The following is a 13,461-nucleotide window of genomic DNA, read 5'->3' on the forward strand; positions in this document are numbered from 1 at the left end:
CGGATGCACCGGATGCATCTGGAGGAACTCACCCGCAGACTGCGGGCCGGTGGCCAGGACCCCACCGCCGAGGACGTCGCGGACGCCCTCTGGCTGTCCCAATGGCTTCCCGGCCCCACCCCGGATCAGGAGGGGCCGGAAGGGGCGGAGGGACCGCCGGGCGATCCTCGGCGGGAGAAGGCCGGGGAGGGTTCCGCCGACGGCCGGGACCCGGGCGGCGGCGTAGCCGGTGCCGCGGGCGAGGACGGGGGAGCGGCGGGAGGGCCGGGCGGCCCCCGCGACTCCGTCTCCCTTCACATGGCCACGGGAGCCACGGGAGCCACGGGAGCAGCCGGGGAAGCAGGAGTCGCCGACGGCACCGGAGTCGACGGCACCGGAGCCGACGGCACAGGAACCACCGACACCACCCGCGCCCCGGGGGACACAGGGGCCACCGGCGGAGACCGGCGTACGGACCGGGGCGCGACCCTGCCCGTCCGCGCCCCCGGCGCCAACGCCCTGCCCGGACTCCTGGGACTCCAGAAGGCCCTCCGCCCCCTGCGCGCCTACGCCCTCGCACCCCACCGCCCCGGCGAGGGCGTCCTCGACGAGGAGGCCACCGCCGAGCGCAGCGCCGCCGCCGGCATCCTCACCCCCGTGATGCGCCCGGCGGCGGGCCGGCGCCCCGACATCCAGCTCCTCATGGACACCGGCCCCGCCATGGTCGTCTGGAGCCGGATGGTCGAGGAACTCCGCCAGGCCTGCCAGCAGTCCGGCGCCTTCCGGGACGTCCAGGTGCACCGTCTCTACGACACCGGCGAAGGCCCCCCGCTCGTCACCACCACCTCCGGCGCCGACGGCCGCCCCCGGCTGCGCCCCGTCGACCAGCTCCACGACCCCACCGGCCGCCGGTTCACCCTGGTCGTCAGCGACTGCGTCGGACCACTCTGGCAGCGCGGCGCCGCCCAGCGCTTCCTGCGCCAGTGGCCCCGCAACTCCCCGCTCGCCCTCGTCCAGCCGCTGCCGCCGCGCCTCTGGCCGCGCACCGCGCTCCCCGCCGAGCCCGGCACCTTCCAGCGCTCCGCCACCCCGGGCGGCCACACCGCGTTCCGCTCCGACGACGAGCCCTGGGGGCCGCTCGTCCCCGGCCGCCGGGCCGTCCCCGTGCTCACCCCGACCCCGGAGGCCTTCGCCTCCTGGACCCGCCTCCACACCGGCCACGGCGGCAACGCCGTACGCGGCTGGGCCGCCTGGCTCGCCCCCGAAGCGGTGGAGCCGCGCGCGCCCGGGACCCCCCGCGCCGCACGGAGCGACGACGACCTCCTGCGCGCCTTCCGGGCCGCGGCCTCCCCCGGCGCGCTCCGGCTCGCCGTCCACCTGGCGGCGGCCCCGCTGACCCTGCCCGTGATGCAGCTCGTGCAGCGCGCCATGCTCCCCGACACCGGCCCCATGGAGCTGGCCGAGGTCCTGCTCAGCGGACTCCTGCGACGACTGCCCGGGCCCACCCCGTACCCCTGCTTCAGCTATCCGCCCGGCATCCAGCAGCACTTCCTCGGCTCGCTCGACCCCAGCGCCGCCGCCCTCGTCCTCAAGCACTGCTCCGCGTACGTGGAACGCAATTTCGGCCAGGGCATGCTCAACTTCCCGGCGCTCGCCGCCGCGCGCCTCGCGGGCGCCGACACCGAGGCCGACACCGGGACCGGAGACGGCCCGGGGACCCGCCGGAGTCCCGGCCGGGCCGCCGACCTCCCCGAGGAGACCGAGGCGACCGACGAGCCGCTGGGACCCGACGGCCCCGAGACCGAGCTCTTCGCCCGCATCCCCGCGCGCGTACTCCGCTTCTACCACCCCGACCTCGTCACCCCCGACCCCCTCACCGAGGCCCGCCGCCTCCTCGCGCAGGGCCGCGCCCAGTCCGACCCGGCTCTGCTCGCCGGAGCACGCGAGCGCGCCGAGGCGGCACTCCCGGCCGAACCCGTCGAGGCCCGCATCGTCCTCGCCCGCGCCCTGTACGCCGAGGCCGGCACCGCCGCCGCCCGCCGCACCGGCCGCCGCCCCGGGCTCCTCGGCGAGGCCGCCGACACGCTCGTAAGGGCCGGGGAGCTCGCCAGGGCAGGCGGGGAGGCATGGGCCGAGTCCCGGCTCGAACTGGCCGTCGTCCACCACGCGTTATGGCGGGACAGCGACGAGACCGGCCATCTCGACGCGGCCCTCACCGCCCTCGCCGAGGACGCCGACCACTGGCCGGAAACCGCCCGCCACACCCTCCATCTGCGGCGCGGCCGGCTGCTCCTCGCGCGCGGTGACGGCGAGGAGGCGGCCACCGAACTCACCGCCGCCCTCACCCTGCACGAGAGCGCCGCCGCCCTCCTCGACCTCGCCGACGCCCTCCACCTCGCGACGGCCGACCCGGGCCGCATCGGCCTCGTGCTCGACCGCGCCGAACCCCTCCTCGGCGACGCGCGCGCCCTGCGGCTGCGCTTCACCACCGCACGCGCCCGGCTGTACGACACGGAGGGCGACGGGGTCGCCGCCGACGCGGCGTACGAGGAGGCCACCCTGCTCGCCCCCGCCGACAGCGAGCAGCGCGGACCGCTCCTGCTCACCTGGGGCGGGTCGCTGCTGCGGCGGGCCGCCGCGGGGACGGGCACGGCACCGGTGGACCGGGCCGAGGGAGTCCTGCGCGAGGCCCTCACACGACTGCCCGCCGGAGCGCCCGAGCGCGCGCGGGCGCGCACCCTGATCGGCAGCGTCCTCGCGCTCCGCTTCCACCGCGCCGGGTTCCTGCCCGACCTCTTCGAGAGCCGCCATGTGCTCGAACAGGCGCTCCGGGGCACCCACGACCCGGGCGACCGCGCCGAGGTGTGGCTGCAGCTCGGAAGGGTCCGCCTGGAGTTGGCCGAAACCGCGCGGGACGGGGTGATCGGCGACGCCCTCGCCGCGTACCGCAACGCCGGGGAGGACTCCCGTGCCGCCCACGGCGAGGACCCGGGAACGGTCACCGGCGCCCGCGCGCTGCACGGCCAGGGGGCGGTGCTCGTCCTGATGGGCCGCCCGGCGCGGGCCCGGGCGGTGCTGCTCGCGGCGACGACGCAGTGGCGGCGTCTCACCGGGGAGCTGGTGGAGGTCGACTGGGACGACGTGGAGCGGACCCGGGCGCTGCTCGCGGGGGTGGAGAGCCCCAGGGCGAGGGAGGGGGTGCCGCTCACCTCCGATGAGCGCCGCCGCGTCATGCCCCCGTGGTGGTCCTGGACGGCTGGATAACGGGGGCGCACATGGGGGCAGTTGAATCGAATGGGTTTCCGGTCTCCTGGCGTCGGGAAGAACCGCCGCACCGCTACGACCGTGGGGGACAGCGTCGGTGAGGAGGAGCCGAGAGTGTTCGAGCACACGGGGTGGGCGACCGGTGTCGGCCGGGATGCCGTCAGGTCTCCGCAACTGTCCGATCTCGCGGCCGTCGACCTGCGGACCTTGCGGGTCATGGACGACGCCGCCCTCGGGGCGGCGGTGGAGAGAGTGCTGCTCCGCCCCTCGGATCTTGTCGAGTCCTGGCAAGAGGACGAGTTCATCGGCTGACGGCCGGGTCCACGCGCGGGACGAGCGTACGGGGCGATCGTTTTCGGCCGTATCGACGACGGGCGACCGGTCGCCCCTGGGCCGCCCGTCCGGTCCACCCGGCGACCGGTCGCCCCTCGGTCGCCCGTCCGGCCCGCCCGGCGGCCGGTCGCGCGTCCGGAGCCGTGGGTGATCGCCGCCCCTCCGGACCCGGTGGTTCTCGCGGGTCTCGCCACCACACGCCCCGGACCGGCCGGGGCGTCCTTGCTGCGCGCCGGGCTGCACGCCCGTCGGCTGCTCCTGCTCAAGACCCTCCTGGTGCGGGTCCAGCGTCACCGCGAGACGGTGGCGCCCGCGGTGCTGCGCGGCTTCGAGGCGGGCTGGCTCCTGCTCGAACGGGCCGAGCGCGCCCGCCCGGACGTCGTCCGCGCCGTCCTGGACTACCCGACCACCGGCGCCTGGCTCGCGGCCGCGCTCACCGAGCCGCTCGGGGCCGGCCTCGACCGCCACCTCGCCCATCTCGAACTCCTCGCCCTCACCGCCGCCCTGCGCGCCGGGCTCTCGGTGGACCTGGTCGTCGATGTCCCCGGCGGAGCGCTCCCGCTCCCCGGCGTCGGCCGGGTCGAGGCGGGCGGCGCGGGCCGGCTCCGGATCGACGCCCGCTCCCGCGCGGTACGGATCGGGGGCGGGGACGGTACGGGTTCCCGCGCCGTGCTCCGCCGCCGTGCGAACGGCCCCGCGAGGACGCTGACCGGCAGCGGCCCCGGCTGGCGCGGGCTGCGCGCCCTGCCCGGCGGCGCGACCCGGCTGGAGGACCTCGACCCGTACCGGCTGCCGCCGGACATGGGCATCCCGGCCCGGGCCGCGGCCGACCACGCAGACACCGACCACGCCGGCTGGGCCGACCGCTGGACCGCCGCCCGCCGTCTGCTGCGCGGGACCGACCGGGAGCGGGCCGTCGAGGTGGGCCGCTCGGTCGACGCCGTCGTGCCCCTCGTCCCGCGCGGGACGCGTGCCATCGGGGCCACGCTGAGCGCCGCCCCCGGAGCGGTCCTCATGACGCCCTCGGCCGGTGCCGCGGACATGGCCGAGACCCTGGTCCACGAACTGCACCACAGCAAGCTCGCCACGCTCCACGAGCTGGTCCCGCTCCACCGGCCCCACCCGCCGGACCGGGTGGCCCCCACCTACCGGGTCGGCTGGCGCACGGACGCCCGCCCGGTCGCCGGCGTCCTCCAGGGGGTCTACGCCCATCTGGCGCTCGCCGACCTGTGGCACCGGGCGGCCCGGGGCACCCGCGCCTCCGGTGTGCCCGAGCAGTGGCGCGTACGGTCCGCACAACGTTTCGACCATGTCCACGATCAGGTGGTCGAAGCTCTTGCGATACTGCTTGAATCCGATGAACTGACCAATGAGGGAAGGGAGTTCGCCCGGCAAATGAGGAAGCACCTTGCGAGCCTCAGCTCCGGCCGGCGAGCCCTTGCGTAACACTGTGCCCACGGCACATGACACTGCGTTGCGCGTGAGCGGGACGGGAGATGCACACATGGCGGAACAGCGGTCGGGCGGCGCTTCGGCGGACCACGGTGGCAGAGCTGCTCCCGAGCACGTCCTCGTCGTCTTTCCCGGCTACCACCGGCCGTGGGCGGCCTGGATCAACCAGCGCCTCGACACCCACGGTGTCCGCGCCACCCTGCAACGCTGGGACCCGCCCCGCGAGGTCCCCCTGGAGGACTCCCTCGGGGACCTGCTCCTCGCCCGCGGCCGGGTCCTCCTCGTCCTCGACGACTGGTTCTTCGAGCTCGGCCCCCGGCCGGCCGGCGAATGGAACGACGTCCTGCGCGGCTTCGTCGCGAGCCAGGCCGACCGCTTCGCCGCCGTCAACCTCACCAACCGCACCCTCCTCCCCTCCACGGCCGTCCTCGAACCGGTCAGCCTCTGGGGCGTCGGCGAGGAGGAGGCGGAGGCCCGGCTCCTCAGCAGGCTCGACATCGAACCGCGCCGTTCCCCCGCCCGCCGGATTGCGCCGAACGCCCTCGTCCGCTACCCCGAGACCCCGCCGGACATCTGGGGCGAGGTACCCCGTCGCAACCCCCGCTTCACCGGTCGCGACGACCTCCTCACCGAGCTCCAGGAACGGCTCATGGACGCCGAGCGCGGCAACGCCGCGTACACCCTCCTCGGCATGTCCGGCATCGGCAAGACCCAGATCGCCGCCGAGTACGCCCACCGCTTCAGCTCCGACTACGACGTCATCTGGTGGGTCAGCTCCGACGACCGGAACGTCCAGCGCGACCGCCTCGGCGAACTCGCCGTCTCCCTCGAACTGCCCACCGGCAGCGAGCCGGGCGAACGCATCCGCGCCGTCCGCGAAGCCCTCCGCCGCGGCGACCCGCACAGCCGCTGGCTCGTCGTCTTCGACGGCTGGGACGACATCAGGGACGTCGACGTCATGGTCCCGCAGGGACCCGGACACGTCCTCATCACCTCCCGGAACCACGGCTGGCGCGAACACACCGACGTGCTCCCGGTCCGCAACTTCGACCGCGCGGAATCCACCGGCTACCTCATGCGCCGGGCCCCGCACATCACCGCCGTCGAGGCCGACGAGGTCGCCGCCGAGTTCGGAGACGTACCCCTGCCCCTCGTCCAGGCGGCCGCCTGGCTCGGCGAGTCCGGCATGGAGGCCTCCGAGTACCTGCGCATGGTCCGCGAAGGACGGCTCTCCACCGTCGACGAGCCGAGCACCGGCGACGGCATGCCCAACACCTCGCTCACCTCCTGGTCGATACTGATCAACCGGCTCCGACGCGCCCAGCCGCAGGCCATCGACATCCTCAGCCTCTGCGCCTCCTTCGCCCCCGGCCGCATCCCCCTCGGCATCGTCCGTGCCCACCCGCAGGCCTCCCTCCCCGAGGACCTGCGGTGGATGGCCACCGACCTGCCCGCCTGGACCCGGGCGCTGGACACCCTCGTCAACTACTCGGTGCTCACCCGGGAGACCCGCGGCCCCGTCACCAGCGAGGAGGCCGCACCGCAGCAGGAGTCGATCCACATGCACCGGCTCGTGCACGACATCGTCTCCCGGCTCACCGACGGCGAGCACCGCGACGCCCACCGCAAGGCCGTCCGTACGCTGCTCGCCGAGGCCGACCCGGGGAACCCGACGGACAGCCGCAACTGGCCCCGCTACTCCGAGCTGCTGCCCCACCTGGAGCCCTCCGGGGCACTGCGCAGCACCGACCCGCGCATCCAGACCACCGTCCTCAACTGCCTGCGCTACTGCGACCGCAGCGGCGAGTACAAGGCGGGCACCCGCCTCGCCGGACGCATCCGGGGCAACTGGACCGGCTTCATGGACCCGCTCTCCCCGCACATGCAGGAACTCACCACCGTGGAAGGCGACATCCTGCGCCGCAGCGGCGGCTTCCGCGAGGCCTACGAACTCGATCTCGCCCGCCGCACCCTGCTCGCCTCGGCCGACCACCCCGACGAGCTCGGCGACCTCAAGTCCAAGATCTGCATCGCCCGCGACCTTCGCTTCCTCGGCCAGTACAAGGAATCCGAACGCCTCCAGCGCGAGGTCCTCGCCGAGGCGCAGAGCCTCCTCGGCGAGACCCAGCAGCTCACCCTCGCCGCCCGCCACAACGTCGGCGTCGTCCTGCGGATGCTCGGCCGCTACCAGGAGGCGCACGAGCAGGACGCCGACACCCTCTCCCGCTGCGAGAACATCCTGCGCCCCCACCACCCCTCCACCCTCAACTCCAACAACGCGGTCGCCCAGGACCTCCGGCTGCTCGGCCGGTACCGCGAGGCGCTCGGCCGCCAGGAGGCCAACGTCCGCCTCCATGTGAAGATCCTCGGCGCGCAGCACCAGCAGACCCTCTACGCACGCAGCCAGCTCGCCCTCTGCCGGCGCCGTGAAGGCGGCTTCAAGGACGACATCGGCGCCGTCATGGCCGGCGTCCTCGACCACCTCGAACAGGCCCAGGGACGCGGCCACTACCTCACGCTCTCCGCGGTCACCAACTACGCCAACTACCTGCGTGAACACGGGGACCTCGACCGGGCCCGCGAACTCATCAACGAGGCCGAGGCCGGCTACCGCGCCCTGCTCGGTCCCGCCCACCCCGTCTCCACCGGCGTCCTCGCCAACACCGCCCTCGTGATGCAGTCCGCCGGCGAGCGCACCGAGGCCATGACCATGCTGGAGGCGGCGCTCGCCGGACTCACCGCCGCGCTCGGGCCCGACCACCCCTGGGTCCTCGGCTGCGCCCTCAACGCCACGGCCGCCCGCAACTTCAACGGGCGCGTGTCCGACGCCGCGGAACTCAGCCGGGACACCCTGCGCCGGGCCCGGCACGTCATGGGCAACGAGCACCCGCTGACCCTCTCCTGCCAGGTCTCGCTCGCCACCGACCTGCGCGGACTGCGCGAGACCGAAGAGGCCTCGAAGCTGGAGGAGGACGCCCTGCTCACCCTCACCAGGACGCTCGGCGCCCAGCACCCGCACACCCTCTCGGCCCGCCAGCGCAACCGCCCGTACTGGGACTTCGAGGCCAACCTCTGACGTACGGCTCCGGAGTACGGCTCTGACCTGTGCCTCCGGCGTACGGCTCTGACCTGTGCCTCCGGCGTACGGCGGGACGGAACGCCGGAGGCCCGGCACCCCCTCGGGGGTGCCGGGCCTCCTCACGCGGTACGACGATCAGGCGTCGAAGACCTCGTTGACCAGCTGCTGCTGCTCGGCCTGGTGGCGCTTGGCCGAGCCGACCGCCGGGGACGAGGAGTGCGGACGCGAGATCCGGCGCAGGCGCTCGCCCGCCGGGATGTCCGCGCCGACCGCCAGGTCCAGGTGGTCGATCAGGTTGAGCGCGATGAACGGCCACGCACCCTGGTTCGCCGGCTCCTCCTGCGCCCAGATGTACTTCGCGGCGTTCGGGTACTTGGCGATCTCGGCCTGGAGCTCGGCACCCGGCAGCGGGTACAGACGCTCGAGGCGGATGATCGCGGTCTCCGTGTCGCCGCGCTTCTGACGCTCGGCCTCAAGGTCGTAGTAGACCTTGCCGGCGCAGAAGACGACCTTGCGGACGTCGGCCGGGTTCGCCGTCGCGTCACCGATCACCGGGCGGAAGCCGCCGGTGGTGAACTCCTCCGCCTTGGACGCCGCGGCCTTCAGACGCAGCATCGACTTCGGGGTGAAGACGATGAGCGGCTTGTGGTGCGGGTTGTGGACCTGCCAGCGCAGGAGGTGGAAGTAGTTCGACGGCAGCGTCGGCATGGCGACCGTCATGTTGTCCTGGGCGCACATCTGGAGGAAGCGCTCCGGGCGCGCGGACGAGTGGTCCGGGCCCTGGCCCTCGTAGCCGTGCGGCAGGAGCAGCGTGACGCCGGAGGTCTGGCCCCACTTCTGCTCGGCCGAGGAGATGAACTCGTCGACGACGGTCTGGGCGCCGTTGACGAAGTCACCGAACTGGGCCTCCCAGACGACCAGGGCGTCCGGGCGCTCCAGCGAGTAGCCGTACTCGAAGCCCATCGCCGCGTACTCGCTGAGCAGCGAGTCGTAGACGTTGTAGTGGGCCTGGTCCTCGGCCAGGTAGAGCAGCGGGGTGTAGTCCTCGCCGGTCTCCTGGTCCACCAGGACCGCGTGGCGCTGGCCGAAGGTGCCGCGGCGGGAGTCCTGGCCGGACAGCCGGACCGGGGTGCCCTCCATCAGCAGCGAGCCGATGGCGAGGGTCTCGCCCATGCCCCAGTCGATCGTGCCGTCCTCGACGGAGGCGGCACGGCGCTGCATCTGCGGCATCAGACGCGGGTGGACCGTGATCCGCTCCGGGACGCTGACCTGCGACTCGGCGATCCGCTTCACGACCTCGGCGGAGACCGCGGTGGTGACGCCGACCGGGAACGCGGCCTTGGCGTCCGGGACGGTCGCCGTCGCCGGGGCGTTGGTGGCCTCGCGGACCTCCGCGAACACCTTCTCCAGCTGGCCCTGGAAGTCCTGGAGCGCCTGCTCCGCCTCTTCGAGGGTGATGTCGCCGCGACCGATGAGCGACTCGGTGTACAGCTTGCGCACCGAACGCTTCTTGTCGATCAGGTTGTACATCTGCGGGTTGGTGAACTGCGGGTTGTCGCCCTCGTTGTGACCGCGGCGGCGGTAGCAGATGAGGTCGATCACGACGTCCTTGTTGAACGTCTGGCGGAACTCGAAGGCGAGCCGCGCGACGCGGACCACGGCCTCCGGGTCGTCGCCGTTCACGTGGAAGATCGGCGCCTCGATCATGCGGGCCACGTCGGTCGCGTACATCGAGGAACGCGAGGACTCCGGGGCGGCGGTGAAGCCGACCTGGTTGTTGATGACGATGTGGACCGTGCCGCCGGTGCGGTAGCCGCGCAGCTGCGACATGTTCAGCGTCTCGGCGACGACACCCTGGCCGGCGAAGGCCGCGTCACCGTGCAGGGCGACGGGCAGGACGGTGAAGTCCGTGCCGCCCTTGTTGATGACGTCCTGCTTGGCGCGGACGATGCCTTCCAGGACCGGGTCGACCGCCTCCAGGTGCGAGGGGTTCGCGGCGAGGGAGACCTTGATCTGCTCGCCGTCGAGGCCGGTGAAGGTGCCCTCGGCGCCCAGGTGGTACTTGACGTCGCCGGAGCCGTGCATCGACTTCGGGTCGAGGTTGCCCTCGAACTCGCGGAAGATCTGCGCGTACGACTTGCCGACGATGTTCGCCAGGACGTTCAGCCGGCCGCGGTGGGCCATGCCGATGACGACCTCGTCGAGGCGCGACTCGGCGGCCGAGTCGATGACCGCGTCGAGCAGCGGGATGACGGACTCGCCGCCCTCCAGGGAGAAGCGCTTCTGGCCGACGTACTTCGTCTGCAGGAAGGTCTCGAAGGCCTCCGCGGCGTTCAGCCGGCGCAGGATCCGCAGCTGCTCCTCGCGCTCCACGCGGGAGTGCGGGCGCTCGACGCGGTCCTGGATCCACTTGCGCTGCTTGGGGTCCTGGATGTGCATGAACTCGACGCCGGTGGTGCGGCAGTACGAGTCGCGCAGCACGCCGAGGATGTCGCGGAGCTTCATCATCGACTTGCCGGCGAAGCCGCCGACCGCGAACTCCCGCTCCAGGTCCCACAGGGTGAGGCCGTGCTCGGTGATGTCCAGGTCGGGGTGCTTGCGCTGCTTGTACTCCAGCGGGTCGGTGTCGGCCATGACGTGGCCGCGGACCCGGTAGGAGTGGATGAGCTCGAAGACGCGCGCGGCCTTGGTGACGTCGTCGTCGTGCGACGCGTCGATGTCCTTGAGCCAGCGGACCGGCTCGTAGGGGATGCGCAGGGCCTTGAAGATGTCGTCGTAGAAGCCCGCCTCGCCGAGGAGGAAGTTGGCGACGACGCGCAGGAACTCGCCGGAGGCGGCGCCCTGGATGACGCGGTGGTCGTACGTCGAGGTCAGGGTCATGACCTTCGAGATGCCCAGCTTGTTCAGGGTGTCCTGGGAGGTGCCCTGGAACTCGGCCGGGTAGTCCATCGAGCCGACGCCCATGATGACCGACTGTCCGGGCATCAGACGCGGCACGGAGTGGACGGTGCCGAGGCCGCCGGGGTTGGTCAGGGAGACGGTGACGCCGGTGAAGTCGTCCATCGTCAGCTTGCCCACACGGGCGCGCTTGACGATGTCCTCGTACGCCTGCCAGAACTCGAAGAAGTTGAGCGTCTCGGCCTTCTTGATGCCCGCGACGACGAGCTGGCGGTCGCCGTTGGGCTTCACCAGGTCGATCGCGAGACCGAAGTTCACGTGCTCCGGCTTGACCAGGGTCGGCTTGCCGTCCTTCTCCGCGAAGGAGTAGTTCATCGACGGCATGGCCTTGATCGCCTGCACCATCGCGTAGCCGATCAGGTGCGTGAAGGAGATCTTCCCGCCCCGGGCGCGCTTCAGGTGGTTGTTGATCACGATCCGGTTGTCGAAGAGCAGCTTCACCGGGACGGCGCGGACGGACGTGGCCGTCGGCACCTCCAGGGAGGCGTTCATGTTCTTCGCGACCGCGGCGGCGGGACCGCGCAGCGTGACCAGCTCGGGGCCCGCGGGGGCCTCGGCCGGCTTGGCGGCGACCGGAGCGGCCTTGGCCGGGGCAGGAGCGGCGGCGGCCGGCTTCGCGGCGGCCGGCGCGGCAGGGGCCGCGGCGGCCTTCACGGGTGCCGGGGCGGGCGCGGGGGCCGGAGCCGCGACCGGAGCGGGCGCGGGAGCCGGAACGGCCGCAGGAGCGGCAGGCGAGGCCTGTGCGGGGCCCGCCTGCTGCGCCGCAGAGGCGCTCGGCGTGGTGGAAGCCGGGGCGGTCGGGGTCTCCGACGCTCCGGGCTTGTAGTCGGCGAAGAAGTCCCACCAGGCACGATCGACCGAATTCGGGTCCTGGAGGTACTGCTGGTAGATCTCGTCGACGAGCCACTCATTGGCACCGAAGGCGGCTGCGGGGCTCTTGCCCTGCCCGTCCTGGTCGGTCGGGGAGCTCGGGGTACTGGGGGACTGAGACGACACGGCGGCAACCGCCCTCTTCCGCTTCACAAGGTGATGGACAGCGGAAATAAAGGCTACGCCTGTCCGGCCGAGAGGTGCAGGCGGGGAGCGCCAACGTCGCGCAAGTCACACTTGACGGGGTGTTTCGGGGCCGTGAATGGCGGGAAACAAGCGTGGTTCCGCATGTGTGAGGGTAGGGAGAAGCGCAGGCACGGCCGCCTTCGACCGCACCTCTGACCAGCTCCCGCTCACGTGCGCGGAGGTCTCCCTCACGTACACGCAGAACGAGCTGCTCCGGTTCGAACCCTACGTCAATCTCTCGGAGGGAGGCTGCCCGGAAGAGTGACTCTGATCCGGCAGCCACGTGCTGATTCGGCCACCCCGATCCCGCCGCCGTGCAGATCCACCGCCCAGCGGGCGATCGCGAGGCCGAGCCCCGTGCCGCCGTCGCTCCCGGGGCCCTGCCGGTGCGGGGCCGTGCCCCGGTTGAACCGCTCGAAGACCCTGTGCCGCTCCGACTCCGGGATGCCGGGGCCCTCGTCCTCGACCTCCAGTTCCAGGGAGTCCGGGTACGGGCCGCGCCGGGCCCGGACCGTGACGCGGCCGTGCGGCGGCGAGTGCTTCACCGCGTTGTCGATCAGGTTCGCCATCACCTGGTGCAGCCGCTCCGCGTCCGCGTGCGCCACCAGCTCGGGCGGCGACACGTCCAGGTGCAGATGCACGTCCGTGCGGTTGTGCAGGCCCGAGGTGGACGAGAGGCCGCGCTGCGAGGCGGCCAGGTTCGCTTCGCGCAGAACCCCGGACAAATACGGCCAGACCTCGAAACGGCTCGCCCTCAGCGCCACGACACCGTTGTCAAGACGTGACAGGTCGAGCAGCGTCTCCACCAGCCGGCCCAGTCGCTCGGTCTGCTTCAGCGCCGACCGCATCGTCTCCGGATCCGCCTCGGAGACCCCGTCCACGACGTTCTCCAGTACGGCCCTGAGCGCGGCGATCGGGGTCCGCAGCTCGTGCGACACATTGGCGACCAGCTCCTTGCGATGCCGGTCCACCGCCTCCAGGTCGTCCGCCATGCGGTTGATCGTCGACGCCAGGTCGCCCAGCTCGTCGCGCCGGTCCGCGCCCCGCACCCGCCGGGTGAAGTCCCCGCGGGAGATCGTCCCGGCCACCGTGGTCATCTCGTCCAGCGGCGCCGTCAGGGACTGCGCCACGAACTGGGTGATCAGCAGGGTCGCGATCATCGCGAAGATCGTGATGTACCGGAACTCCGTGGACGTGCGGATCGCCACCAGCGCGAGCCCGGAGGTCAGCAGGACCGCCCCGACGACCAGCGTGCCCAGCTTGGTCTTGATCGAGATCACGATCCGGCGCGGCCGGCGTACGCCGCCGTCCGGCCCCCGCAGCTCCCTCGGCCACCAGGG

6 protein-coding genes are annotated in these 13,461 nt (G+C 72.8%); 4 read left to right on the forward strand and 2 right to left on the reverse strand.

Annotated elements, in window-relative coordinates:
* Positions 1–3 precede the first annotated feature (3 nt).
* From E0F75_RS11960 to fxsT, 4 genes are all read left to right on the forward strand, one after another.
* Positions 4–3,243, forward strand: a complete 3,240-nt coding sequence (locus E0F75_RS11960; RefSeq protein WP_187622487.1) for an SAV_2336 N-terminal domain-related protein — start codon at positions 4–6, stop codon at positions 3,241–3,243.
* 114 nt (positions 3,244–3,357) lie between these two features.
* Complete coding sequence (locus tag E0F75_RS11965; RefSeq protein WP_143204875.1) at positions 3,358–3,555, forward strand: hypothetical protein; 198 nt, start codon at positions 3,358–3,360, stop codon at positions 3,553–3,555.
* A gap of 168 nt (positions 3,556–3,723) precedes the next feature.
* The gene (locus E0F75_RS40405; RefSeq protein WP_229312645.1) at positions 3,724–5,022 is read left to right on the forward strand and encodes an HEXXH motif-containing putative peptide modification protein; all 1,299 of its coding nucleotides are present in this window, start codon (positions 3,724–3,726) and stop codon (positions 5,020–5,022) included.
* Between the two features lie 58 nt (positions 5,023–5,080).
* Positions 5,081–8,104: an FxSxx-COOH system tetratricopeptide repeat protein gene (gene fxsT / locus E0F75_RS11975; RefSeq protein ID WP_187622488.1), complete on the forward strand. Its 3,024-nt coding sequence runs from the start codon at positions 5,081–5,083 to the stop codon at positions 8,102–8,104.
* 138 nt (positions 8,105–8,242) lie between these two features.
* Here the strand turns inward: fxsT and E0F75_RS11980 are convergent, their stop codons facing one another.
* Together E0F75_RS11980 and E0F75_RS11985 are read right to left on the reverse strand one after the other, a co-directional pair.
* Positions 8,243–12,061: a multifunctional oxoglutarate decarboxylase/oxoglutarate dehydrogenase thiamine pyrophosphate-binding subunit/dihydrolipoyllysine-residue succinyltransferase subunit gene (locus E0F75_RS11980; RefSeq protein ID WP_187622489.1), complete on the reverse strand. Its 3,819-nt coding sequence runs from the start codon at positions 12,059–12,061 to the stop codon at positions 8,243–8,245.
* A 290-nt stretch (positions 12,062–12,351) separates the two neighbouring features.
* Complete coding sequence (locus E0F75_RS11985; protein ID WP_187622580.1) at positions 12,352–13,443, reverse strand: HAMP domain-containing sensor histidine kinase; 1,092 nt, start codon at positions 13,441–13,443, stop codon at positions 12,352–12,354.
* Positions 13,444–13,461: the final 18 nt, after the last annotated feature.

Origin of the sequence: Streptomyces sp. CB02980 (genome assembly GCF_014451325.2) — a bacterium.
Lineage (GTDB): Bacteria > Actinomycetota > Actinomycetes > Streptomycetales > Streptomycetaceae > Streptomyces.

What these genes read in the sequence shown, in the direction of transcription:
- E0F75_RS11960 (WP_187622487.1), top strand. Translation starts at nt 4, where the DNA reads ATGCACCGGATGCATCTGGAGGAACTCACCCGCAGACTGCGGGCCGGT.
- fxsT (WP_187622488.1), top strand. Translation starts at nt 5,081, where the DNA reads ATGGCGGAACAGCGGTCGGGCGGCGCTTCGGCGGACCACGGTGGCAGA.